This is a genomic window from Staphylococcus sp. FSL H8-0121 (genome assembly GCF_038008425.1).
In the GTDB taxonomy this organism is placed as follows: domain Bacteria; phylum Bacillota; class Bacilli; order Staphylococcales; family Staphylococcaceae; genus Staphylococcus; species Staphylococcus pasteuri.
Window position 1 is genome coordinate 624876 of sequence record NZ_JBBOZB010000002.1, and the last position, 25734, is coordinate 650609.

Below are 25734 nucleotides of genomic sequence, written 5' to 3' on the forward strand. Positions count from 1 at the left end.
ATGCAAAATGGCTAAATTAGCAAATTATATCAAAGTTGAAAAAGAAGGAAATCAATACGTGTACTATATGACTCCAGAATTACAAGATGACGTAGGTACTGTTGGTTATGTAGAATTCATGTCTCCAGATAAAGTCGAGAAAAATGATGAAATTGTAAGTATTGAAGCTTCTAAAACAGTATTAGATGTTCAATCACCTCTTGCAGGAACAATTGTTGAGCGTAACACTAAAGCAGAAGATGAACCTGCTATCTTAAATTCTGAAAAACCTGAAGACAATTGGTTAGTTAAATTAGAAGATGTTGACGAAGACGCATTCAATGCATTACCAGAGGCATAAATGATACAGACACAACAAGAGCGACTACACTATCTCATTCACTATCTGTGGCAAGAAGCACATGGTGATAAGCCTTTTAACATGCCATCTAATGAACAAGACCAATGGGAATTGTTTAGAGGATTAGTGAATGTACGATCACCTAAACCAATTGACGATGAATTTCTTAAAATACAAGATGCGTATTTAAGCACTTTAAATAATGAAAATCCGGTTAACATCAATGAATTATCACCTATTTTAGGAAACAATATTTATTTATGGCAAGGTGACATTACTCGTCTTAAGGTAGATGGTATTGTGAATGCTGCAAACAGTCGTTTATTAGGCTGTATGCAAGCAAATCATAACTGTATAGACAATATCATTCACACTAAAGCAGGTGTACAACTTCGTTTAGCATGTCATGATATTATCGAAGAACAAGGTCGTAAGGAAGGCATGGGCAAAGCCAAAATAACGTCTGCTTATAATCTTCCATCACAGTATGTCTTGCATACAGTTGGACCTCAAGTTCGTAAATTGCCTGTTTCTCAAATGAATAAAGATTTGTTGGCTAATAGTTATCTTAATTGTTTAAAATTAGCTGATAAATACGACATGAAACATATCGCTTTCTGTTGTATATCTACCGGTGTTTTTGGTTTTCCTCAACAGGAAGCGTGTAATATTGCTATTGAAACAGTTTTAGATTATTTAAAAGAATCTCAGTCATCGTTAAAAGTTGTATTCAACGTCTTTACTAATGAAGACCACGCATTATATAAGGAGGCGCTTAGTCATTATGAATCAAACTAATTGGAAAGCGCTCCAACTTGCTCAAAGCGAAGCATCACAATCAAGCATTTTAGCACAAGCCATCGATGAAGCCGATGCAGTGGTTATCGGTATCGGTGCGGGTATGTCCGCATCAGATGGTTTTACATATGTTGGAGAACGTTTCACGTCTAATTTTCCTGATTTTATCGAAAAATATAACTTCTTCGATATGCTTCAAGCCAGTTTATATCCATATGGTAGTTGGCAAGAATATTGGGCGTTTGAAAGTCGCTTTGTCAAACTCAATTATTTAGATCAACCAGTCGGCGCTTCTTATGTAGCACTTAAAAATATATTAAAAGATAAAGACTACCACATCATTACAACAAACGCCGATAATGCTTTTCTCGTAGCTAATTATGATTTAAATAAAGTATTTCATATTCAAGGTGAATATATTTTATGGCAATGTAGTCAACACTGCCATGCACAGACTTATCGTGATGATGATGCCATTCGTGAAATGGTAGCCAAACAAGAAGATATGAAAATTCCTTGGGAACTTATTCCTCATTGTCCTAAATGTGATGCCCCTATGGAAATTAATAAACGTAAAGCAGAAGTTGGCATGGTAGAAGATGCAGATTTCCATGCACAACTAGACCGTTATAATGCTTTCCTTGAAGCACATCAAACGGGTAAAGTATTGTATTTAGAAATTGGTATCGGCTATACGACACCTCAATTTGTGAAACATCCATTCCAACGCATGACACGTCAAAACCCAGACGCTATTTTTATGACTTTAAATAAAAAGGCTTATCGCATTCCAAATACAATTAAAGATAAAACAATTCATTTAACTGAAGATATTTCGACATTAATTACAGATGCACAACAAAAATTAACAACTTAGGAGCTAAAAATATGTATTTAATTGAACCTATTCGAAACGGCGAATACATTGCTGATGGCGCCGTAAATCTTGCGATGCAAGTATATGTAAACCAAAACATTTTCTTAGATGAAGACATTCTATTACCTTATTATTGCAAACCTAAAATAGAGATTGGACGTTTTCAAAATACTGCTGTTGAGTTAAACCAAGACTATGTTGATGATAATAATATTAAAGTCGTACGTAGAGATACTGGTGGTGGCGCTGTTTACGTAGATGAAGGCGCAGTGAATGTATGTTGTATTTTAGAACAAGACACATCTATCTATGGAGACTTTCAAAAATTTTACCGTCCAGCGATTGAAGCATTACATAATTTAGGTGCTACTGATGTTATTCAAAGTGGACGTAATGATTTAGCACTCAATGGTAAAAAAGTTTCTGGTGCGGCAATGACTGTTATTAACAAACGTATTTATGGTGGCTATTCATTACTATTAGATGTTGATTATGAAGCAATGGTTAAATCACTTAACCCTAATCGCAAAAAGATTGAATCAAAAGGTATTCAATCCGTACGCGCTCGTGTAGGTAACATAAGGGACTCACTTTCACCAGAATATCAAAATATCACGATTCAAGACTTTAAAGATCTTATTATTACGCAATTAATGGGTATAGATGATATCAAAGATGCTAAACGTTATGAATTAACAGATGAAGATTGGGCTGGTATTGATCAATTAGTAGCTGAAAAATATGATAATTGGGAATGGAACTATGGTCGTTCTCCACGTTATGAATATAATCGTAACGACCGCTTCGCATGTGGCACGATTGATATTTCTCTATCAATTGCCGGAAATCGTATAGAAGGATGCAGTATCTTTGGTGATTTCTTCGGTCAAGGTGATATTAAGGATGTAGAAGACCAATTGATTGGTACTCGCATGGTCAAAAGTGATTTACTCGATTGTCTTAACAATATTGATTTAAACTTCTATTTCGGTAAAGTAACCGCAGAAGAATTAGTCACATTAATATTGAGTTAGAATAAAAAATTTCGAATATATATCAAAAAATAAAAGCCAGTCAATGAATTTTTTTAATTCATTGACTGGCTTATTTATAATACTTCGTATTATTGGCTCCCATTCCCAGGGTACAGTTTCAGCCAGAAATACTGAACGGATAAATCCGTAAGTATTTCTAAGGTCTTCAACTAGTACTGTTCCCTCGGGAGTCTCGCCATAATACTACGTGTCAGCATGTGAATTAATATGAAAATCACTTTTTTCATTTTTTAAAAGTTGACTACTAAATTAGTTTCTTAAGATTGTTGTTCTAATTTTTTGTCTGACTTACTTTTAATAAATATAGCTAACTCATGTTATGATTTATTAAAATAACTACTTCGATTGGATGGGATATTTTTATGAAAATATTGGTCACTGGATTTGATCCGTTTGAGGGTAATGAAATGAATCCTTCTTGGGAGGCGGTCAACCAATTACCTTCGCAAATCGGGGAGCATGACATCACTAAAATAGAGATTCCTACTGTATTTCATAAAGCTATTGAGGTCATTGAGCAAAAATTAAACTCAGAGCACTATGATGCTGTCGTTGCTATTGGGCAAGCTGGAGGACGCGCAGAAATCACGCCTGAACGTGTTGGAATTAATATTGATGATGCGCGAATTGCAGATAACGATGGGAACCAACCTATAGATATACCTATACGAAAAAATGGAGCTGCCGCTTACTTCTCAAATTTACCTGTTAAGCGTATGACAGAAAGTATAAAAAATAATGGAGTTCCCGCTAAACTTTCGAATACTGCAGGAACATTTGTATGTAATCATATCTTGTATCAATTAGGATATTTAAATGCGACACAATACCCTAATTTATTATTTGGATTTATCCATGTCCCTTATTTACCAGAGCAGGTTACTAACAAACCCGGCACACCTTCCATGTCTTTAAATACAATTGTCCAAGGATTAACCGCTGCTATTAAATCCATCGACCATTCACCTGATTTAAAAATAGCTTTAGGCGAAACACATTAGTGTCACATATAAGAAAAAACCGGAAATGAAAAGCACATTCATTTCCGGTTTTGCTATTTTATATTGTAGGTGGTCCTAACAATGACCATGCTTTTTGACGTCTAACATGATTATCAGCAAAAATATGAAGCATAGCAATACATAATAAAGTATGTTCTTGGAAAAATGAATCTTTTCCCGCTCGAACTTCTGCATAGTCTCCTACTTGCTTCCAACTTGCAATATCTGTATCTAATTTCGCATCTTTAATATATGCATTTTGATTTTCATCGGCATAAATATTCAATATCCTATCATTGAGTTTAATAATGCCATACGTATCTTTACTTCCACTACTCTTTTTATCAAACAATACTTTTTGTTGCGTATTATCGTGATAGTAATCCAATGCAAAATGCTTACTATCTAGCATGGATTTAGCATTTGCTTTAATTATCACATTACCCTCATGATTACGAACTTCATATTTTCTAAAACGTAACGACAACGTTAAAATACTGATTAACCTTTGTATTGGATTATTATAAACTTTTCGAATATAAGCTATGTCTTGATTAGTTTCATCATATACAACAGATGCTTTGGTTGAAAAAGGATTCCTTTTTTTATACTTATACATCAAGTTACCACCTTATAATTCTATTTTAGCTACTTTTCTTAATATCATCTTACTATAAATATCCTACAACTGTACAAGCTTCTAATGCATACAACTTATTAATTACGGGTAAACATTACTGGAATGATAAGTATAATTTTTATACAAAGGAGAATAACTAATATGACTAACACAGTATATGATGTTATAGATACAGGAGTTCATTATTTATTAAATATGTACGAAGATTGGAAAATTGAAGACGTATTAGATAAAGATAGCGACGTATTCCCTAATAATTTACATTGGCAATTGGGTCATGTATTAACTGTTTTCGAAAATGCTTTATCTAAAGGTGACCAAAATGTCGTAGATTTAGATCTTTATAGAAAACTATTTGCGCCAGGTTCTAAACCTGCAGATTGGTCCAACATTGACGGTGACGTTCCTGATATAGAAAGTATCTTAAATGATATTAAAACAATTCCTGAACGTGCAAGAAAATTAACAGATGAACAATTATCTATAGAACTAGATCAACCGATTGCTGGTTTCTCAACTGTTGAAGGTTTATTAATGTTAAATGCCATCCATATTCCACTTCATGCTGGTAAAATGGAAGAAATGGCACGTGTATTAAAAAACAACTAAATTAGACTAAATTTAAGCTGATTTCACAACGGTGTGAAATCAGTTTTTAACGTTTTAGACATATATGCTATATCACTTACCGATTAAATTTAAAATCCCTCTGTACATTAATTTCAATTAGGATTATTCTGATGTTGTACATATGAATTCTCTACAGAAAGAAGGACACTTATTGTGGAAAACTCAATAAAATATAAAAAATTCATTTTACCAATTGTTGTTGGTTTACTGATTTGGGCTTTAACCCCTCTCAAGCCTGACTCATTAGATACACAAGCTTGGTATATGTTTGCGATATTTGTCGCTACGATTATCGCATGTATCACTCAACCTATGCCAATTGGTGCAGTATCAATCATTGGTTTTACATTAACTGTATTAGTTGGCGTAGTCGATATTAAGACGGCTGTGCAAGGCTTTGGGAATACGAGTATATGGCTGATTGCGATGGCTTTCTTCATTTCTAGAGGTTTTGTCAAAACTGGGTTAGGTCGTCGAATTGCACTACAATTCGTAAAATTATTTGGTAAAAAGACGCTTGGTCTAGCATATTCACTTGTAGGTGTTGATTTAATATTAGCTCCGGCAACTCCAAGTAATACTGCTCGTGCTGGTGGCATCATGTTCCCTATTATTAAATCCCTTTCAGAATCATTTGGCTCAACACCAAAAGATGGCACAGAAAGAAAAATGGGTGCTTTCCTGATTTTCACTGAATTCCAAGGAAATCTGATTACTGCTGCAATGTTCTTAACCGCAATGGCTGGGAATCCTCTTGCACAAAACTTAGCTGAAAAAACTGCTCATGTACATATAACATGGATGAATTGGTTTTTAGCAGCACTTGTTCCTGGATTAGTTTCACTCATTGTAGTGCCATTTATTATTTATAAAATGTACCCACCTACAGTCAAAGAAACACCAAATGCTAAAAATTGGGCAGAAAACGAACTAGCAAAAATGGGTTCAGTTTCTCTTGCTGAAAAATTTATGGCAGCTATCTTTGTCATTGCATTAGTGTTATGGATGATAGGAAGTTTTATTAATTTAGATGCTACATTAACAGCATTTATTGCTTTAGGCTTACTTTTACTTACAGGTGTCTTAACTTGGAAAGATGTATTAAATGAAACAGGGGCATGGAATACATTGGTTTGGTTCTCAGTACTTGTATTAATGGCTGATCAATTAAACCAACTTGGATTCATCCCATGGTTAAGTAAAGTAATTGCTCAAAGTTTACATGGCTTAAGTTGGCCAATTGTTATTGTGTTATTAATACTGTTCTTCTTCTACTCACATTATTTATTCGCAAGTTCAACTGCACATGTGAGTGCAATGTATGCAGCATTATTAGGTGTTGCCGTAGCAGCCGGAGCGCCACCATTATTCAGTGCATTGATCCTTGGTTTCTTCGGTAACTTAATGGCTTCAACAACACATTATAGTAGTGGTCCTGCACCAATTCTTTTCGGTTCCGGTTACATTACACAAAAACGTTGGTGGACAATGAACATCGTATTAGGCTTTGTTTACTTCATTATATGGATTGGTTTAGGTTCATTATGGATGAAAGTTTTAGGTATATTTTAATCCTTTAAAATAAAGAAAAGTCATCACCTTACTCACTCGAAACAGTGTTAAGGTGATGACTTTTTTATTAAGTAATTGGTCTTCTTTTCATTTTTAAATATTGAGAGATACTATATAAAATAATACCTATCCATATAAAGACAAATGTAATGAGTTGATGAACATCAAATGGTTCATTAAACAAGAATATGCCTAGAACAAACATAATCGTTGGTCCAACATATTGTATAAATCCTGTTAAAGATAATGGCATACGTTTAGCTCCCGCAGAAAATAAAATTAAAGGGATTGCTGTAATGGCACCTGAAAACAGTAACCAGAATGAAGACATATTCATACCAAACGTTAATTGATGTTGTTGCCATAAATAACCTACATAAATTAGTCCTGCAGGTGCAGTAACAATACACTCTACCGCAATACTACTAATCGCATCGATATGAACAACTTTTTTAAGTAGTCCATAAATACCAAATGAGAATGCTAACATGAGTGAAACAACTGGAAATTCTCCAACTTTCAATGTCATATAAAGTACGCCGATAAATGCGAATAAAATGGCTAGCCATTCAAATTTATTGAATCTCTCTTTTAAGAAAATCAATGCTAATAAAATACTCACTAACGGATTAATGTAATAGCCTAAACTAGACTGTAATACGTGGCCGTTTGTAACTGCCCATATAAATGTACCCCAGTTAACTGTAATAACGTAACCAGCAACAATAATTGCTAAAAGTTGTATCGGATGTGATACTAACTGATTCACATCTCTCATAAAGGACTGTCTTTGATGCTTTCCTACAATCAAAATTAAAACCATGAATATTGCAGAAAAGATAATTCTAAAAGCTAAAATTTCAAACGCACCGATTTGATCAATCAATTCCCAATAAATCGGTAAAATTCCCCATAATACATATGCGCCTAACGCGAAAAATATCCCTTTTTTATATTCGTTACTCATCAAAGTCCTCCCTTCACTCTTTTAAATAGTAATAATATCAGTCTACTAATAATCACCTAGAAAAAACAATAGTTTGTTTATATTAAAAAGCAGCGTGTATGAATATCATACACGCTACTCAAATATCATATTAAATTTACCCTGTACTTTAAATTTAACCAAAGAATAAATCAACGATATCCATTTTATTATTTTTAGTGTCTTTATAAAATTCAGTGTAACCACAGTTTTTACAAGTAATCGTTTTAAAATTATTATGCTGTAAATCAAATACTTTAGATAGACCTGAGCCTGTCGCAGAGAGTGTCCCTTCTTCTACTTCAGTATGACCACATTTAACACAACCATTTTGTTCAGTCATTTCTCATCTCTCCTTTATTTAAAATGTTTATCAATATTACAATACCTAACTCAATAGTTAGCTAAACGTATAGTCATAGATGTCATTTAATATGCACGATATTTAAAAAATTAATAAATTATATGTATTTTCTCCATAACAGTTTTGTTATACGAATCAATTTTTCTTTGAGGTTATCAATAATCAGAGTATGATTAATTAGCATATTTATTGGAAAGAGGGTATTATTTTGAAATTCATGAATCGACAATCATTAAGTTGGTTGCCATACATAAGTATTGTAATTGCACTTCATATCATTGGGTTTAGCTTTTTGTGGTTTGCAGGTAAAGACCACCATATTTTATTTGGCATGGGTATATTGGCATATACATTAGGTTTGCGTCATGCATTTGATGCTGATCACATTGCAGCAATTGATAATACCGTTAGAAAGTTAATTCAACAGAAACGTGATCCAGTAGGTGTTGGATTTTACTTCTCAATTGGACATTCAACTGTTGTATTTTTAATGGCAGTTTTACTAGGTATTTCCGTAAAATGGGCTAAAAGCGAGCTACCACATTTCCAAGAGATTGGTGGCACAATTGGTACTTTAGTATCAGGATTTTTCCTAGTTTTAATTGGCGTATTAAACCTTATAATTCTAGTGTCTTTAGTTCAACTGTTTATGAAATTGCGAAAACAAAAAGGAGTTAATGACGAAGAAATCAATGATTTATTAGAATCTCGAGGATTTATTACAAGATTTGTTGGTCCTTATTTTAAAGTCATTAGTCGAAGTTGGCATGTATTACCATTAGGATTTTTATTTGGTTTAGGCTTTGATACTGCTAGTGAGATTGCATTACTTGCTTTATCATCAGGTGCTTCTCAACAAGCTATTTCATTTATTGGTATTTTGTCATTACCGATTTTATTTGCAGCAGGAATGAGTTTATTAGACACATTAGACGGTGTCGTTATGAAATCAGCGTATAATTGGGCATTTTTCAATCCTATTCGTAAAATTTATTACAATATTACGATTACGACTATTTCAGTAATTGCTGCCTTAATCATTGGTTTAATCGAATTATTACAAATAATGGCTGACAAATTTAAATTATCTGGAGGCTTCTGGTCATTTATTGAATCTATACAATTTGATTATTTAGGCTATATTTTAGTCGCATTATTCTTAATCACATGGTTAATTTCTACATTGATTTGGAAATTTGGTAAAGTTGAACAACGTTGGTCTTAAATCTTTGCGATTCTATCAATAACAAAGTAAACTAAGTTCAATTAAAAAATAGAAACTTGGGGTATTTATTCATGAATCAAAAAGTAGCATTAATTACTGGCGCATCAACTGGATTAGGATTTGAAACATCTATTTTATTAGCTAAAAATGGTTATAAAGTATATGCAACAATGCGTAATCTTGAAAAGCAAGAGGATTTAATTAACAAAGCACAAGAATTAAACTTAGATATATATACTAAACATTTAGATGTCACTAATGTAGACAATATTAATCGAGTTGTGAATGATATTGTTGAAACTGAAGGTCGCATTGATATTCTTGTAAATAATGCAGGTGCAGGTTTTGTCAAAACAACAGAACTCGCTACTGATGAAGAAATTATGTGGCAAGTGAATTTAAATTTAATGGGTGTTATTCGTATGACTAAAGCAGTATTACCTACTATGAGAAGTCAAAGAGATGGTCGTATTATTAACATTTCTTCTGTAGGTGGTTTAGTTGGGCAACCGTTTAATGAAATATACTGTGCAACGAAGTTCGGTGTAGAAGGATACACTGAATCTATGGCGAGTTATGTTAAACCTAAATTTAATATTAAGTTTACCGTTATTGAACCTGGTGGCATTCAATCAGAGTTCACGAATAATGTGATGTCACAACTTCAGTCTACGGGTGGTCTTAAAGACGACGAATACAAACCAATTCTTGATAAATATTTAGGTGGTTTGAAGGAAAATTATGGAACAGGATCTTCTCAGACATCTGAAGAGGTTGCAGAAGTTATCCTTAAAACATTAGAAATGAATGAGCCACCAATTCGTACACGTACTTCTGAATGGTCAGAAACATTTACTCAATTAAAAACAAAAGCCGATCCAGATGGTAAAGAACAACAACAACGTGTTGTTAAATTACTTGGGAAATAAAAAATAGAGAGCAAACATCAAAATGATGTCTGCTCTCTATTTTCTTTGTCTTAATTAAAATAAGTTATATTTCGCCATGCTATCTACTGCTTCTAGTACTGCATCTTCTTGTGAACCAATCGGACGCCAACCAAGAATAGATTTAGCTCGTTCATTACTTATATTTCTATTCATATTTAATAGTAATTTACCCTCTTTAGCTTCTTTGTTGAAATAAGCACCAATATTAATTGCAAAGTTAGGTAAAGTTTTAGTTGATACCTTTTCTGAAAGTTCAGGGCGTTTATTTTTCACTAATTTAGCTATTTCTGCTAAGGTAATTTGACCATCTGCAGAAGCAATAAATCGTTTACCATTAGCATCGTCTGATTTCATTGCTAGAACGTGTAAACGAGCAACGTCTCTGACATCAACTACATTTAAAGGTACATTTGGCACACGTTTCATTGATCCATTCATAATGTTTTTAATCATATCAAAGCTACCAGAGACATGGGAATCCATTGATTTCCCTAACACAGCAACTGGATTAATCGTCGCAAATTCAATTTGGTTGTCTTTATTATTAACAAAATCCCAAGCTGCTTTTTCAGCTAATAGTTTTGATTTTTCATAAGCAGAAAGACCTGGTTCATCTTGATTTGTCCAATTTTCTTCAGTTGTAATAGTTGATTTATCTTTGTTACTGAATCCTACTGCACCAAAGTTAGATGTCATAACTACTTTTTTAACATTTTCTTTTTCAGCTGCTCTTAAGATACGTTGAATACCTTCTATCGCTGGTCGAATGACTTCACTTTCATCTTCAAGAATTTCGAAAAATACTGGAGAAGCCACACTTAATACATATTTACATCCGCGCATTACTTCATTCCAATGTTCATCTTTAGAAAGATCTGCTTCAACAAATTCTAATTTATCAGTATTGATATGGTTATTTTGCAATGTTTTGATTACTTGTTGTTTTTTATCTAATTTACGTACAGTTGTACGTACTTCATAGCCGTCTTTTAATAATTCAGAAATGATACGCATACCTAAAAATCCAGTACCGCCTGTTACTAACACTTTATCATTCATAATTTAACCTCCTCAGGTTATCCAATTGAGATTTTATTATATCAGTTTTAACTATCAACTAACTAATTATATGGTTAATACCTGAATATCGATATTTTTAAATTTTTGTCATCATCTAAACTTATACTTCATTCTAAAAAATGGTATCTTTAAGAAATAAAGGTGATGGAACTAATGTTTAAAAGGAGGTTAAGTATGTATGTTCTTAGCTTGGAATGAAATTAAAAGAAATAAACTCAAATTCAGCTTAATTATCGGGATTCTAGTACTCATAAGTTATTTATTATTCTTACTATCTGGCTTAGCTAACGGTTTAATTAAGATGAATACAGAAGGCATTGAAAAGTGGCATGCAAATGCCATTATTTTGAACAAAGATGCTAATCAAACTGTTGAACAATCAGTATTTGATCGTTCTAAAATAAGTAATGAATTTAATGAAGCAACACCTTTAAAACAACAAGGTGTTATTGTTTCAAATGATAATAAAGAAGAAAATGCTTTACTCTTTGGTGTCACTTCAGATTCATTTTTAATACCCAAATTAGTTGATGGCCGTCAAGTTAATAAAGCAAATGAGGTAATCATAGATCAAACGCTTAAAGATAAAGGTTTTAAAATTGGTGATACATTGTCATTATCACAATCAGATGAAAAATTAAAAGTTGTTGGTGTCTCAGAAAGTGCGAAATATAATGCATCTCCTGTTATTTTTTCCAACAACAAAACTATAGAAGAGATTAATCCAGCTTTATCTAAAGATCAAACGAATGCTGTTGTAGTTAAAGATAAAAATTGGAAAAATCATAAGTTAGATAGTGACCTTGAAGGCGTTTCAATTGATCAATTCATTGAAAATCTACCGGGTTATAAAGCTCAGAATATGACACTTAATTTTATGATTTCTTTCTTATTTGTGATTTCAGCAACTGTGATCGGCGTCTTTTTATATGTTATGACGCTTCAAAAAACGCAGTTATTTGGCGTATTAAAAGCACAAGGGTTTACGAATGGATATTTGGCAAAGATGGTGCTTGCTCAAACATTTATATTATCACTCATTGGTACTGCAATTGGACTCGTACTCACACTATTAACGAGTACTATTTTACCAGATGCTGTTCCTATACAATTTAATATGGGTACGTTATTAATTTTTGGCTTAGTACTTATCATTATTTCATTATTAGGAAGTCTATTTTCAGTATTATCTATTAGAAAAATCGACCCACTAAAAGCAATTGGATAGAAAGGAGTGTGTGCTATGTTAGAGTTCAAAGGCGTTACAAAGTCCTTCAAAGATGGTAATCATATTATTGAAGCAGTTAAACCGACTGATTTGAAATTTAACCAAGGTGAATTAATCGCAATTGTTGGGCCATCTGGTTCTGGTAAGAGTACGTTTTTAACTATGGCTGGCGCGTTACAAACACCAACATCTGGTGAGATATGGATTAACGATAACAATATTTCTAAATTAAACCAAAAAGCATTATCACGAATCAGAATTAAAGAAATTGGATTTATTTTACAATCGACTAATTTAGTACCTTTTTTAACGGTAAAGCAGCAATTTCAGTTATTAAAAAAATATAAAAGAGACACACTTAATAAAGAAGAATACCAAACATTGTTGGAACAATTGGGATTAGTTGAAATAGAAAATCAATTGCCGAGCGAAATATCAGGTGGACAAAAACAACGTGTTGCTATAGCTAAAGCGATATTTACAGACCCATCACTCATTTTAGCTGATGAGCCAACCGCTTCACTCGATACAGATAACGCTATGGCCGTCATGAAAATATTAGAAAACCAAACAAAACAACGAAACAAAACATGTATCATCGTTACACACGACGAACGTCTCACACAATTTTGCGATAAAGTTTATCATATGAAAGACGGCGTGTTAAAAGAGCAATGATTTAAATAAACCTGTTCCCAACAAATTGAAGTTGAGAACAGGTTTTATATATGGGATGATGATATGGATAAGGAGGGCTTACAATGCGTTACATCAGTTCTAAACATATCCCTACTGAAGAATTACAAAAATTATACAATGATGCCGGTTGGTTCAACTATACTTACGATTTAAATAAACTTAACCAAGCTTTTAGTCATTCACTATATGTGTTATCAGTGTGGGATGACACTGAACTTATAGGATTAATTCGACTAGTTGGTGACGGTATTTCAATCGTATTGATTCAAGATTTACTTGTTAAAACTAAATATCAAAATCAAGGTATTGGTTCTAGCCTGATAGATAAAGTATTAAAACGCTATAAAGATGTTATGCAAATAGTCTGTCTTACTGACAATCAAGAAAATACCAAATCATTTTATAAAAAACGGGGATTATCCCATGTTTCAAATTATAATGTTGTAGCTATGGCAGAAATCAAGCCTCATATTTAGGCAATTGAATAGTGATAGTGAATTCATTATTTAGATAATTGGCAGATATATTGCCCTGTTGTATTTCAACTAATCTTTTCACCATATATAAACCTAATCCTGTACTACCGTTATGTCTACTAAAATCAAGGGTGTGTGATCTTTTGAAAATATTAGTTTGTTCACCAATATTGAAAGACTCATCCGTGTCATTACTTATATCTATTTGAATCGTATTTTGTGCATCATAAACCTCGATTTTTACGTACGATTTACCATATTTAAGTATATTTGATATTAAATTAGTTGATATTCTTTCTAAACATACGTTATCTGCCTTTACGAAATAAGGATGACTTTCTTTAAATATTACATCGATAGATTGACTTTCAAATTGACTGAAATAAGTTAAAAATTGCTCTTTCAATAATTCATTAATATTGATTTCTTTTATATCTAAACTATAATCACCAGAATTTAATTTAGTCATTTCGTGAAATAAATTTATCATGGCAATAAGATTATTAGTTTTATTACTTATTATATTTAAATACTTCTTAATGTCTTCTTGTGAATCGGTATCTTGTAATAAATTAGTATACCCTTTGATGGCAGTTAATGGCGTTCTTAAATCATGAGAAATATTAGTAATTTCTTGATTTAACAGTAATTCATGTTGCTTATATGTAGTCACTTCATTTCTCATTGATGTCAAACTCTCATTAATTTCTTTTATGAGTTTCACAGAATCTTTATGATGCGTATTAGTTCGTACAGTTTGATTTGAAGTGATATGCTTTTTTAAATATTTTAACTGTTTTGTGAGCTGTGAAACATCATACTTTAACAATATATATTTATAAATGATGATGATAAGCGCTACAGCCAATATTATATTAATAATCATCTTCTTACATCCTTAATTTAATCTGTAAATTCTTTATTTTTATAAAATAAATAACCGATTGTTAAAAAAACTAATCCCAGTATTAAGCCGATTATCCAATAATGCATACCCAATTCAACAGACTCATTCACATAGTTTTTGAAATTAGTGTCTAATAGTTCTGTAGGAGAATTGTTATAAATAACATCGAATTTATCACTTGCAATAGTTAATAATTCTATAAACATTGAAGATTGATAGTAAAAAATACTTATAATAATAATAACAATCGCTAAGTTAACACGAAAACTATTTATTGCGTGCGCCAATGCAAGACCACCAAATACTACAGGTGCCATATTTATTAAAGACAACAAATAATTTGTTAGTGCTGTTTGATCATATTCAAAGAAAGCAATCCCTAATATTACAGTTACTATAGCACTAATGATCGTTAAAATAAGAAAAGTAATGATATAAACAACGAACTTTCCCCAATAAATTGATGAAACAGAAGTATCAAAAGAGATTGAAATCTTATTTAATGCTTTGTTCTGTTTACTATTTACTAACATATTCATAGAGGCACCAATAACCATAATAAGCAAACCAGCTGTAACGACGTTAACATAGAAAAATTTAGCATTTCCGTATGGGAAAGTAGGTTCAATTTTATCAAAATAAAATAAAATCACTGCTGCTAAAAGCATAAGTAAATTACAAACAATGATATAAATATAGATACCTTTGCTATGGAATACTCTATATAATTCACTTTTAATGTAATTAATCATTATCACTTCCCCCCTTTGCTTAAGAAATAATCTTCTAAGTTTGTTGTTTCCATCTTAAACTCTTCAACTGCAACATCATTGTTAAGTAATAATTTATTAATATAACTACTTTCTACACGAGAGGGATCAATAGCAATTGTTTTATTATGTAGTACCTTATATTTAATATTATCGATATTCTGTTCTAATATTCGTACAGCATCATCAGGACTATCAACTTTTACTATAAGTTGTTGCTTACCTTTGTTAAGCAACTGTTCTTTACTAATATCTTCTATAATCTTTCCATCTTCTATAAATACAAATCTATAGGCAAGTTGTTGTAATTCATTCAGAATATGGCTAGAAATTAATATTGTAATCCCTTGTTCTTTGTTTAATTTTAAAATCAAATCACGAAATTCTTTAATACCTTCAGCGTCTAATCCATTAATGGGTTCATCTAACACTAACAAGTCAGGACCAGTTAACAACGCTAATGCTATACCTAGTCTTTGTTTCATACCCAATGAATATTGTCTTATCTTTTTAGTAACGTTCTTTAAACCTACTTGTGCCAATATATTTTCTATTTTTTCTTTATTCGTTACACCTCGTTGAATACTGAAATAATGTAAATTTTGATATGCATTAAAATTCGGAATAAAGTCAGGTGTTTCAATCATAAATCCTATTCGTTTTCTTCCTTGGCTATTAACTTTATTTCCATCTATGTTAAATAGCTTAATACACCCACCTGTAGGATGAATTTGATTTGCTAATAATTTGAATAAAGTCGATTTCCCTGCACCATTTTTACCAATAATCGCACAGATATCTCCCTCATAAAGTTTAAAATCAGTCGGGTATAATCCATAGTTATGTTTAAACTTTTTAGAAAGTTGATTTACTTCTATAACTGGATTCATGCACTCATCTCCTTCGCTATTTCTAAAATTAATATAACGAAATATGTCTTAAATTCCTTTAAGCAAAATATAAAGAAATCATAAAGATTTTATATGAGCATAAATCCTATTCCCCATACGGTTTGAATATATATATCATTTGTATATTGCGAAATTTTCTTTCTAATATTTGATATATGTACATTAATTGTATTATCGTCTCCTAAATATATCCCTTGTATAGCTTCGTATATTTGTTGTTTTGAAAATGCTTTTTCTGGATAACTCATTAACAATTTCAAAATTTCAAATTCAGAATTAGTAAGGTTGATTTCTATATTTTTATAAAATACTTGATATTTGGATGAATCGAGTGTTAAATCTTTCCATTTTAAATTTTCTTTTTTAGGAGTGTTTTCTAAATTCCTTAATTGTACAGAAACTCTTGCTGAGACTTCTTTAGCATCAAAAGGTTTAGTCATATAATCATCTGCGCCTAACTCTAACATTTTCACTTTTTCATCAACATCTGTTTTGGCTGATATTATAATAACTTTGCTATTTGTTTTTTCTTTAATAGAAGGCAATAAATCTTCGCCGCTCATTTCTGGAAGCATTAAATCTAAAATAACTAAATCATAGTCTTTATTTTGAATTGTTTGTAATGCCTCACTACCAGAATAGTTAATCGTTGTATGTATATCCATTTTTGTAAGAGTTAAAGATAAAATATGAGCTATATCAATATCGTCCTCAATTATTAATGCTGTATGTTTCATATCATTTCTCCTAACTATGTCATTTGATTAAAACATCATCATTGAAAATTTTTAGTAAGAACTACTTTTCAAAATCAACTATATAATAACATTAAAAAGTCTAGAGTTTCCCCTAGACCTTAATTTAATACTCGTTGATATTTTTCTTTTGCTTTTTGGAATAAATAATATTAATAACCAACCAAATTAATTGTACAATTAAAAATGGAAGTAACATAAATACACCTAAAATAGCTATGTTAATTAATTTTAATTGCACTGTTTGAACTGCTCCAGAGGCATCGATTTCTCTCATACATAAAAATGCTGATGCACCCGCAAAAAGAATGAGTTCAAATACTAATACTACCCACCATAGTATCCAGGACAATCTCATTAAATAGTCACTCCTTATAAAAGGTATACTGTATATAAACAATAATATTATAAATATTGTATTTTTACAAAAATCAATAATAATATAAGTGATATACTAAAAATGATTATTAATCCTATTCAATTTAAATTGTAGTTATAACAGGTTTTTGTTTTTATAAAATAGGTAATATTAAAATTAACGTTATATAGTAAATCAGGTGAATAAATGAAGAAAATATTAGCGATGAGTACAATTATTTTAGTTTTACTTGTTAGTTGTTTCTTAATTTATAATCATAATGTAAAACAACATTATGTCGATGTTCAGAAGAAACGAATTGAATTGTATCTTAATTATAATTTGAAGGGATTTAATTTTAAGCATATAACTATTACTAAAACATACTCAAATCCCATGGGAGCAAATATCATTAAAGGTTATATCAATTCTGATAAATCATTATATTTTACTGCATCAATATTCAGTGATACAGAATACCAATTTGACGGTGACATATCTTTAACTGAAAAATTAGATTCTTACTTTTTAAAAGAGGATAAATCTACAAATACTAACGATATTATTAAACAAAAGCATCTTGATAAAAAAGACTACGAAGCCAAACCACCAATGTTTTTTGCACTCTAATTCTTTAAATAGATTGATTGAAAACATTTGGAGAATCTCTATATTTAACTACACAGTTCATAATGATATTATAAGTTTAATGCTTATCGTTCGTTAAATATCCAAAAATCAATGGATTGTGAGGTTTTAATTATGTGGCGTAATTTAGAGATAATTGCTTGTACTATTGTATTTTTATTAGCATTATTTATGATTGTCTGGAACATATTTACTGGTTTTAGTATATCTGTTTCTCTACCAATGATTATCATAGCTTTAATTAGTATTTATTATTTGATTAGAGAATTAAAAGCTAAAAATGAAGAAAATTGATGTTAATATATTGGATTGTGAATTGTAGTTTTTTCTAACTACAATTCTTTTTTTATATACATAAAGAGTTTTTTGCTACAATATACTTTTCACAATTCATTTTATAAATAAAATCAATAATTTTGTGATATTATTTTTATAATAAGTGACATAGTAAGGGGTGGTCATGTGAGAAGAGAGGAATTGAAACCTTTTCGGAATAAATCAGTGGTTGTTACTGGTAGGCTTGAATATATTGGATACAAAAATAAATTAGATCGTGATTTACCATATAAACGAAATGTACGAATTTTACTTAAAGATGTTCAAATTAATGGCATTTCAATAGATCATTTATGGCTTTTCGAGCGTCAAAAGTATTTTAAAATTGGTTTTTCACTTCTCTATAAAAGAGTAAAATTCAGAGCTATTGTTGTGCCCTATTTAAAACTTGGTGAACGGTTTTATATCGAAGATTATGGCATTCAAAGAAAAAGTTCACTCATGACAGAAGAAGAATATAATGAAAATAAACCATTCAAAAGATAATCAATCGATATACATAAATAATGCGCATGCTATCATAGTACATAACGTACAATCTGATACATGCGCATGTTGTTATTATTTCACATTCAACCCACGATATCGGTTTAATGTTCCTATAAGTTCTTGTTTACGAGGTAATGCTAAATTACCTGGATGACCTTGATGATGTGATATTGCTTCTAGACCTTTATGTTCAATAAGTTGATACACATCATCAACAATATCATTGATTATTTTGTTATTATCTAATTCATGTTGTTGGATATAATCGATCATCATCGCGAGTGTGTTAGTCTGACTATCATCTACTAATTGTTCTAAGCCATTAATATCAATCGTTTCTTTTCCATACATAACTGCATGTTGTCCTTTAGCTTTAAGTCGACTATCTTTTCCTTTTTTATTAAAACTATTTTTAAGAGGTATACGAGACGGAATTTCACCAAATGTCTTATGAGAAGTATCTTCACGTTCATATCCTGCTGTTTGAGCAATTTCCTTAGCTTCTTGAGTCACATCTTTCAATACATATTCATCCATCATTAATACTTGATCAGCAACTTCAAAGTAATCACCAGAACCTCCAACGATTAAAATTGTTGAAACATCATAATCATCATACAGAGGTTTCACTCGATTTGAAAATGGGGTAATCGGTTCTTTCTCAGATGCAATTAACTTCTGCATACGTCCATCGCGAATCATAAAATTCGTTGCCGATGTATCTTCATCAATTAATAATACTTTAGTACGTGCTTCTAATGCTTCCATTACATTGGTCGCTTGTGATGTACTACCACTTGCATTATCAGTTGAAAATTGACTAGTATCTTTCTTACCAGGTAAGTGATCAATAAATGGTCGAATATTCACTTTTTCTACACTTCTACCGTCTTCAGCACGTATTTTCATCGCACTATTATTTGTAATTACATACTCACGACCATCGCCATTGATATGATCATAAACACCTCGTTCGAGTGCTTGTAATAAGGTAGATTTACCATGATAGCCGCCACCAACGATTAAAGTAATACCTTTTGGAATTCCCATACCTACAACAGGCTTACCATATGGTACCTCCATTGTTATTTCACATGATTTTGGACTGGTAAATGCAATAGCTTGAGACATCGGCCAATCTGATACGCCATTTTTTCTAGGTAATATGGAATCATTAGCGACAAATGCGATTAAGTTTTGTTGATCTAGTTGTTGTCTAATATATGTTTGATTGAGTTTCAATTCAATTTGGTGTTTTAAAGCTTGTTGATCCATATGTTGGTATTTGAGCGCTTGATCAACGACTTGTGGTAACACTTGAGTCGTTGTTGATGCTGCAGCTTTCCCTAAAATTTTACGTCCTGTAGCAGGTAGACCTACCTCTAGACGTACCTCTATGACGTCATCATTAATAACTACAGATGTGCGTTGAAGCATCTCTTGACCACAACGATCGATAAAGATTTTATGTTGTCCTTTTGCTTTTGATAATATGCTTTTTAATTTTCGAGCTACATTTCTAGTTAAAAAGTCAGCAACTGCAATACGTTTATCTTTTGTATCTAAAAAGTAATCGGGTATGCCAACTACTTTTCTATCTATAATTAGTCTCATTTTTGAAGGCGGCGCAAAAGGGTCTACTTGGACATGGTCGATAGCTAATCGAAAGTCATCAAATTGATACATCCCTTTTGTACGTTTATAAGCACCATATTTTTGTCCATCTATTTGAATTAACATCTTTTTTAATTCTTGTGCTTGTTTCATTAATCATTCTCCTTAAGAACATGACATCTATCTGTAAACATTACCCGTTTAGCATTTTCAATTAAACGTTCAATCATCAATATAAAAAGCCATTTTTAGCTAATCTAAACTAAATGACCCTTAATCAAACTACATTAATACGTAAATTAAAAATCACTTTGCTATAAACTATAACAAAGTAATTTCTTTAATTAATTTTTAGTTATATGTAGGTTGATAACTTATACTATCTGAAAATTTAACTGTTTCCTTTTGATTGCGTATAAATTCAAACTCAATTGTTTTTACGTCACCAGATTCACCACTTAAATCACCAGAACCTTTTAATATTAATTTAGGTGCTTTATTTGTAGGAATATCATAAGTATCTCTTAATTTCTTAACATTACTGTTCCGATTTGTTAAATGATATTGTAATGAATAATTTGGTACTTCAGGATTAATCTCTATATTTCCATTTTTTAATTTTGATAAGTTTTTAAAATTCCCATATTGAGAAAAGAGTTTAAATTTTTTTATTTTTCTTTCTAAATTCTTATTATCTACTTTTTCGCTTAAATGAATTTTATTATTTTTAAGCTCTACAGGATATGTTTTTTCACTTTCATCATCTTCATAACTGTCAGGATTATTTTTATACCTATTTATAAAATAATAACCTTTTGTTTCTTTTTTATTTCTATTCACTTTCAATAGCATACCCTCTGATATTAAATCTTCATTTTTTCCTTGTGTTGCCATAGATGATTGTAGAATCCATTCACCTTTATCATCTTTATCAAATTCTTCATCTCGATATCCTTCTTTGTCATATAGGTCTTCTAAATTTTTGATTGGATACATGTTCAACGTTTTCGCAAAGCTATCTTTGATTTCATTTTCTTTTTTGAGTTTCCATGAATAATAAATCCCAACTATAATGAGGACAATTGCTAAAGGTATAATGATGACTAACAACCATTTTTTTGATATATTCATTTCTTCACATCTTTCTATAATGATAGTTTTTATCTATTAACAGTTACTATTAATTCGTCACTATAATCAAACTTATAATTTTAGCCCTTCGTCCTTAATGTCATTAATTAAAACAGCTAAATAAAAGAAAGATCTCCCTACTAATATATGTATACACATTAAAAAGATACACCCTACCCAAATGACTCTACCTTCTTCAGAATCTGCCGGAGCTATTATTGATACATAAATTAATCCAATTAAACTAGCTATAACTATTAAAATACCTATCAATTTTAAGAATGTATTTTGTTGATTTCCAAATATCTCAAATTCAGAATAACAAAATAAAAACAAACCTAGTAAAGAAATAAAGATAATAGCACCCAATAATAGCCAGTACTCAAACACACTATCCTTACTACCAGAATAAAAAAATACATATGCAGAACTCATCAAATAAGGAACATTATATCCTGCTAATATATTGATGATAAAATAAATAATTATTCTAGATTTATAGTTATATCTATTAAAATTCGCGAAAATTTTTCCTTTTTCTTGTAAATATAAAAGTAACCACAATATTAATGAAATCATTAAGTAAACCTTCATATAAGTAGGAATATGTCCAGCAATTCCTACAACTTTATACATAAACAAATAAAACCCAAAGATAATAAAGTTAACTAATGCAAAACCAATTAAATATGAATTTTTTATGTTATTAATACTTAGAACTTGTAAGTTATCTTTACACATTATTATCTTTCTCCTAATTTAATATAGATTTTTCCATTTTTCCCTACTAGTAATCTGAGTTCAATCTACTATCTCAATAATGCGTATTAGAACAGTTATCTAATGACTATAAAAGCACTCTTTCATTCAATTGATAAATCTAAATCATTACTACTATGTACTTATTAAATCTAATAACTCGAACCTAATATAGTTAAAATTCAAATCAATATTACAATAGAAACAAAAATCCATACTGTTACAACCATAGGTATTAACGATTTAAAAAAGAAAATACCAAATTGTTTCTTTCTATATAAATCTAATATAAGCCAAATTAAAATGATAATAATTCCTATAGGTATAAAAATGGAAACCGTTGATAAACTATCTTCTTTTAAATCTGGAGTAATATAAATTTTAGTAAATACCAAAAGTAAAATAGCTACTGCACCATAATATTTTGACTTAGTTCGTGAAGTTTGTATGTCTAGCTTTTGATATTCTAAGTCTTCCTCTTCTTCTTGTAATTTTTTCCCTACCAAATATTTCACTAATTTAGGTTTAATCCAAAAATTTTTCACAGCATAATACATATAAATATATGATCCAATGAGCGTAAATGCTATGTAATTGCTCAAATCATTACCAGACAATTTCCTTCCGATAATATAAACTATTATTAACATTACAATTATAATAATATCTAGAATCACTGATAAAATCGAAATTCCTTCAGACTTCAATAAAGCATCGAATAGAACTAGATAAAATATAATAAACAATCCAATTAATACAAAATATACCAAGTTCCCAGCTCCTTAATCTTTTTCGAATATACTTCTTTGATTAGGTAAATATACTACATGTATGTTATGAATCGATTTGATAGATAATTGTTGAACACTTTTTTCTCTACTATTCTTCTCATTTTTCCTCTCCTTCAGTTTACTTTGATATCTTTATAATCAGCTTTATGTTCTTTAACATATGTTTCTGCGTCGAAGTTCTTCTTATAATAAATTTTGTCATCTTTAAACACATAAGGGATAAAAAACAGGTTACCACTATTTTTGAATGCTTTATAACCTATTATAATAAGTTTTCCATCATCATATACATAGGAATTCACTTTATCTTTATCAAATTCTGGTATAAATTCATCCTCCTTTTTAACCATTTCTTTATGTGTTTCTTGCTGAATTTCCATAATTTTATTTATTTTACTTTGATATTTGTTTTCCTCTTGATTATCACTACAACCACTATTCAATATACTTATCAATATAACTAAAACACCTAAAATAATTTTTTTCATTATCTTCTCCTTAAAAATCATATTTTTAAATTAATTGTACTAGGCAAATTGAAATTATATTTACAAAAAACAATAGAAAACTCGCTATTATATGTACTGAAATGAAAAACTTTAGATATTTATGTTTAATATATTTTAATGAAAAAGATAATATAAAACTGCCCAAGACAACAATTGCTGATGCAATAGGCGTCCAATATGGAAATAATCCCCAAACAAAAACAATCAACATACTACATACAGTTATCAGTATTACGAAACTGCTCATTATTGTTGATAGAATAGCAATAAGCATTAATATCTTCCGCTTAGTGATTCTTTTCATTTTGTTCACCTTCCGATTGTATTTTTCTTAAGGCATCATTAACAGAATTGGTATTTCTTTCTTTTAATATCTCCTTTACAGATTTTAAATTTCTATTTACTTTCTTCTTTTTTAGATTACCGTTTAAAATATAATCTTCTCCATTAAATTTTGGATTATAGTTACCACATTCAGCATCATAGCTTAATTCTTTATTTTTATCTCCATTAATACGGACGATAATATTGTAACTTCCTAGCGGTGAATCACTATTGCTCTTATATACTGTTGTGCTATTAATATTTTTAAAATTATATTTTAAAAACAATTCAATTCGTTTTTCTTCTTTTTGAATATATTGATGCTGAAAATATAAATGAGTACATAATGCACCTATAAAAATGATAATTTCAACGAGAATCAAAATAGCAAATATTCTCAGTATTAATGCGAACCTTTTCATATTTATCCCCCTGAAGTAATACCTCATAATTAGATATTCCCAAAATTTTTAAACCATTCTAGCAATCAACTAAAGTCATTAATCTCATTAAATGATTCCCTTAATGAACGATCCTTTTATTCTATAAACTTTATCAAGCAATGACTCAATTTCATTAACCAAAATTGAATTTAATACTATTAGATACACTGTTTTTAAATTTAAAATAAAAATAATTATAATTTAAAATATAACTGATTATTTTAGTTTTATTCATTCAGGCTATCAATATATTTTAACGTAAATATTTTTAAAATAAAGTATTACTTTAGTAACAATTAAATGCTATACTAATTACCATAAATATTCGTTATTTTATTATTCATTTAATATTAATAAGTGAATATTTTCATTACATACTATTATTTTATAATATTGGGAGGTTTAATTATGAAAAAATTACTAGCGTTACTATTTGCGTCAGTATTAGTATTAGCCGCATGTGGTGGTAAGGATGATTCTTCTAAAGATTCATCAAGTAACGATTCTTCTAACAAATCATCAGAAAGTAAAAAGGATTCAAGTGATACAGATTCTGTAAAAGTTGATTCTTCTTCAGATGATAAAAAGAAATCTGATTCTTCTTTCAAAGATGATAAATTATCAAGTAAAAACTTTGATGTTGAAATTTTAGACACTCAAATTGTCGATGCAAGCAAATATGCAGACGATGATAAACCAAATATTGCTATTGTTTATGGTGTTAAAAAGAAAACTGACAAAGAAGATGTAACAGCATCATCAGCATTTGATATGAGTTTTGAAGCATATCAAGATTCTAAAGATGTTAAGAGAGAATTAAAAACTGGGGACGCTTACGATAGCGAATTAGATAGAAAATACGGTGAAAACGGTACTGATGAAATTAATAAAGGCGGTAAAGTTAAAGCTGTTAAGTTCTATAAATTAAAAGATACAAAAACACCTGTGACATTACAAGTTAAAGATCCAGATGACTACAGCAATGATAACCTTGCTAAAAAAGAAATCAAGTTAAAATAATACCAGTAAAGTGACTGAATAAATTGCTCGCAATTATTTGGTCACTTTT

Annotated in this window: 31 protein-coding genes; 16 read left to right on the forward strand and 15 right to left on the reverse strand. The window is 30.3% G+C overall.

The genetic code is table 11. The features are described from left to right. The first annotated feature begins 7 nt into the window (after window positions 1-7). The 5 genes from LFT63_RS08450 (at window position 8) to pcp (ending at window position 4071) form a co-directional block, all read left to right on the forward strand. The gene (locus LFT63_RS08450) at window positions 8-340 is read left to right on the forward strand and encodes a glycine cleavage system protein H (RefSeq protein WP_029056213.1); all 333 of its coding nucleotides are present in this window, start codon (window positions 8-10) and stop codon (window positions 338-340) included. Continuing rightward, window positions 341-1138 (forward strand): protein-ADP-ribose hydrolase, encoded by a 798-nt coding sequence (locus LFT63_RS08455; RefSeq protein WP_029056214.1) that lies wholly within the window; start codon window positions 341-343, stop codon window positions 1136-1138. Continuing rightward, entirely contained in the window at window positions 1125-2015 is an 891-nt protein-coding gene (locus LFT63_RS08460; RefSeq protein WP_017637293.1) for an SIR2 family NAD-dependent protein deacylase, read from the forward strand. Before LFT63_RS08455 ends, LFT63_RS08460 begins: the two co-directional genes overlap by 14 nt. 11 nt (window positions 2016-2026) lie before the next feature. Continuing rightward, window positions 2027-3049, forward strand: coding sequence for a lipoate--protein ligase (locus tag LFT63_RS08465; RefSeq protein WP_340768704.1), 1023 nt, complete (start codon window positions 2027-2029; stop codon window positions 3047-3049). 383 nt (window positions 3050-3432) lie between these two features. After that, on the forward strand, window positions 3433-4071 hold the full coding sequence (gene pcp / locus LFT63_RS08470; RefSeq protein ID WP_029056216.1) for a pyroglutamyl-peptidase I: 639 nt from the start codon (window positions 3433-3435) through the stop codon (window positions 4069-4071). Window positions 4072-4129: 58 nt separating this feature from the next. Here the strand turns inward: pcp and LFT63_RS08475 are convergent, their stop codons facing one another. Further along, on the reverse strand, window positions 4130-4690 hold the full coding sequence (locus LFT63_RS08475) for a tubby C-terminal domain-like protein (RefSeq protein WP_017637300.1): 561 nt from the start codon (window positions 4688-4690) through the stop codon (window positions 4130-4132). A 162-nt stretch (window positions 4691-4852) separates the two neighbouring features. Here LFT63_RS08475 and LFT63_RS08480 point away from each other — a divergent pair, with 162 nt between their 5' ends. Both LFT63_RS08480 and LFT63_RS08485 read left to right on the forward strand, forming a co-directional pair. Beyond that, a complete protein-coding gene (locus LFT63_RS08480; RefSeq protein WP_029056217.1) occupies window positions 4853-5320 on the forward strand; it encodes a bacillithiol transferase BstA in 468 nt (155 codons plus the stop codon). Window positions 5321-5494: 174 nt separating this feature from the next. Continuing rightward, complete coding sequence (locus LFT63_RS08485) at window positions 5495-6913, forward strand: anion permease (RefSeq protein WP_126567708.1); 1419 nt, start codon at window positions 5495-5497, stop codon at window positions 6911-6913. A gap of 67 nt (window positions 6914-6980) precedes the next feature. Here the strand turns inward: LFT63_RS08485 and rarD are convergent, their stop codons facing one another. Both rarD and LFT63_RS08495 read right to left on the reverse strand, forming a co-directional pair. Then, window positions 6981-7880 carry an EamA family transporter RarD gene (rarD, locus tag LFT63_RS08490; protein ID WP_340768709.1) on the reverse strand — a complete coding sequence of 300 codons (900 nt, stop codon included), beginning with the start codon at window positions 7878-7880 and terminating at the stop codon, window positions 6981-6983. A 154-nt stretch (window positions 7881-8034) separates the two neighbouring features. Then, complete coding sequence (locus LFT63_RS08495; protein WP_029056220.1) at window positions 8035-8241, reverse strand: zinc ribbon domain-containing protein; 207 nt, start codon at window positions 8239-8241, stop codon at window positions 8035-8037. A gap of 238 nt (window positions 8242-8479) precedes the next feature. Here LFT63_RS08495 and LFT63_RS08500 point away from each other — a divergent pair, with 238 nt between their 5' ends. Together LFT63_RS08500 and LFT63_RS08505 are read left to right on the forward strand one after the other, a co-directional pair. Further along, window positions 8480-9487, forward strand: coding sequence for a HoxN/HupN/NixA family nickel/cobalt transporter (locus LFT63_RS08500; RefSeq protein ID WP_117238824.1), 1008 nt, complete (start codon window positions 8480-8482; stop codon window positions 9485-9487). A gap of 71 nt (window positions 9488-9558) precedes the next feature. Beyond that, entirely contained in the window at window positions 9559-10416 is an 858-nt protein-coding gene (locus LFT63_RS08505; protein WP_340768713.1) for an SDR family oxidoreductase, read from the forward strand. 54 nt (window positions 10417-10470) lie between these two features. Here the strand turns inward: LFT63_RS08505 and LFT63_RS08510 are convergent, their stop codons facing one another. Beyond that, the gene (locus LFT63_RS08510) at window positions 10471-11496 is read right to left on the reverse strand and encodes an SDR family oxidoreductase (protein ID WP_340768715.1); all 1026 of its coding nucleotides are present in this window, start codon (window positions 11494-11496) and stop codon (window positions 10471-10473) included. Window positions 11497-11695: 199 nt separating this feature from the next. On the opposite strand from LFT63_RS08510, the gene LFT63_RS08515 reads away from it, so the two are divergent. The 3 genes from LFT63_RS08515 to LFT63_RS08525 all read left to right on the forward strand — a co-directional run bounded on the left by LFT63_RS08515 (window position 11696) and on the right by LFT63_RS08525 (window position 13920). Beyond that, the gene (locus tag LFT63_RS08515) at window positions 11696-12745 is read left to right on the forward strand and encodes an ABC transporter permease (RefSeq protein ID WP_340768716.1); all 1050 of its coding nucleotides are present in this window, start codon (window positions 11696-11698) and stop codon (window positions 12743-12745) included. 15 nt (window positions 12746-12760) lie between these two features. Beyond that, on the forward strand, window positions 12761-13423 hold the full coding sequence (locus tag LFT63_RS08520) for an ABC transporter ATP-binding protein (RefSeq protein ID WP_340768718.1): 663 nt from the start codon (window positions 12761-12763) through the stop codon (window positions 13421-13423). A gap of 83 nt (window positions 13424-13506) precedes the next feature. Beyond that, the gene (locus tag LFT63_RS08525) at window positions 13507-13920 is read left to right on the forward strand and encodes a GNAT family N-acetyltransferase (protein ID WP_017637310.1); all 414 of its coding nucleotides are present in this window, start codon (window positions 13507-13509) and stop codon (window positions 13918-13920) included. Here the strand turns inward: LFT63_RS08525 and LFT63_RS08530 are convergent. From LFT63_RS08530 to LFT63_RS08550, 5 genes are all read right to left on the reverse strand, one after another. Beyond that, entirely contained in the window at window positions 13904-14806 is a 903-nt protein-coding gene (locus LFT63_RS08530; RefSeq protein WP_029056226.1) for a sensor histidine kinase, read from the reverse strand. The two genes, LFT63_RS08525 and LFT63_RS08530, sit on opposite strands and share 17 nt — an antisense overlap. A 17-nt stretch (window positions 14807-14823) precedes the next feature. Beyond that, window positions 14824-15579 carry an ABC transporter permease gene (locus tag LFT63_RS08535; protein WP_029056227.1) on the reverse strand — a complete coding sequence of 252 codons (756 nt, stop codon included), beginning with the start codon at window positions 15577-15579 and terminating at the stop codon, window positions 14824-14826. 2 nt (window positions 15580-15581) lie between these two features. Further along, window positions 15582-16487, reverse strand: a complete 906-nt coding sequence (locus tag LFT63_RS08540; RefSeq protein ID WP_340768721.1) for an ABC transporter ATP-binding protein — start codon at window positions 16485-16487, stop codon at window positions 15582-15584. A gap of 89 nt (window positions 16488-16576) precedes the next feature. Continuing rightward, window positions 16577-17245: a response regulator transcription factor gene (locus LFT63_RS08545; RefSeq protein WP_029056228.1), complete on the reverse strand. Its 669-nt coding sequence runs from the start codon at window positions 17243-17245 to the stop codon at window positions 16577-16579. A 124-nt stretch (window positions 17246-17369) separates the two neighbouring features. Continuing rightward, window positions 17370-17621, reverse strand: a complete 252-nt coding sequence (locus LFT63_RS08550; protein WP_017637895.1) for a DUF3923 family protein — start codon at window positions 17619-17621, stop codon at window positions 17370-17372. Window positions 17622-17828: 207 nt separating this feature from the next. Between LFT63_RS08550 and LFT63_RS08555 the strand changes: the two genes are divergently transcribed. From LFT63_RS08555 to LFT63_RS08565, 3 genes are all read left to right on the forward strand, one after another. Beyond that, window positions 17829-18251, forward strand: coding sequence for a DUF1433 domain-containing protein (locus LFT63_RS08555; protein WP_037555661.1), 423 nt, complete (start codon window positions 17829-17831; stop codon window positions 18249-18251). Window positions 18252-18383: 132 nt separating this feature from the next. Then, window positions 18384-18563 carry a hypothetical protein gene (locus tag LFT63_RS08560; protein ID WP_017638045.1) on the forward strand — a complete coding sequence of 60 codons (180 nt, stop codon included), beginning with the start codon at window positions 18384-18386 and terminating at the stop codon, window positions 18561-18563. A 168-nt stretch (window positions 18564-18731) separates the two neighbouring features. Next, window positions 18732-19091: a hypothetical protein gene (locus tag LFT63_RS08565; RefSeq protein ID WP_017638046.1), complete on the forward strand. Its 360-nt coding sequence runs from the start codon at window positions 18732-18734 to the stop codon at window positions 19089-19091. 75 nt (window positions 19092-19166) lie between these two features. Here the strand turns inward: LFT63_RS08565 and LFT63_RS08570 are convergent, their stop codons facing one another. The 6 genes from LFT63_RS08570 to LFT63_RS08595 all read right to left on the reverse strand — a co-directional run bounded on the left by LFT63_RS08570 (window position 19167) and on the right by LFT63_RS08595 (window position 24644). Beyond that, window positions 19167-20861: an ABC-ATPase domain-containing protein gene (locus tag LFT63_RS08570; RefSeq protein ID WP_029056230.1), complete on the reverse strand. Its 1695-nt coding sequence runs from the start codon at window positions 20859-20861 to the stop codon at window positions 19167-19169. Window positions 20862-21059: 198 nt separating this feature from the next. Then, the gene (locus LFT63_RS08575; protein ID WP_108017091.1) at window positions 21060-21839 is read right to left on the reverse strand and encodes a tandem-type lipoprotein; all 780 of its coding nucleotides are present in this window, start codon (window positions 21837-21839) and stop codon (window positions 21060-21062) included. A gap of 72 nt (window positions 21840-21911) precedes the next feature. Further along, complete coding sequence (locus LFT63_RS08580) at window positions 21912-22580, reverse strand: DUF5079 family protein (RefSeq protein WP_108168316.1); 669 nt, start codon at window positions 22578-22580, stop codon at window positions 21912-21914. 200 nt (window positions 22581-22780) lie between these two features. Continuing rightward, window positions 22781-23368 carry a DUF5080 family protein gene (locus LFT63_RS08585; protein WP_029056233.1) on the reverse strand — a complete coding sequence of 196 codons (588 nt, stop codon included), beginning with the start codon at window positions 23366-23368 and terminating at the stop codon, window positions 22781-22783. 134 nt (window positions 23369-23502) lie between these two features. Next, window positions 23503-23877 (reverse strand): cystatin-like fold lipoprotein, encoded by a 375-nt coding sequence (locus tag LFT63_RS08590; RefSeq protein ID WP_029056234.1) that lies wholly within the window; start codon window positions 23875-23877, stop codon window positions 23503-23505. A gap of 308 nt (window positions 23878-24185) precedes the next feature. Next, window positions 24186-24644, reverse strand: a complete 459-nt coding sequence (locus LFT63_RS08595) for a DUF1433 domain-containing protein (protein ID WP_029056235.1) — start codon at window positions 24642-24644, stop codon at window positions 24186-24188. Between the two features lie 429 nt (window positions 24645-25073). On the opposite strand from LFT63_RS08595, the gene LFT63_RS08600 reads away from it, so the two are divergent. Continuing rightward, the gene (locus LFT63_RS08600) at window positions 25074-25685 is read left to right on the forward strand and encodes a DUF5067 domain-containing protein (RefSeq protein WP_017637611.1); all 612 of its coding nucleotides are present in this window, start codon (window positions 25074-25076) and stop codon (window positions 25683-25685) included. The last annotated feature ends 49 nt before the right edge of the window (window positions 25686-25734 follow it).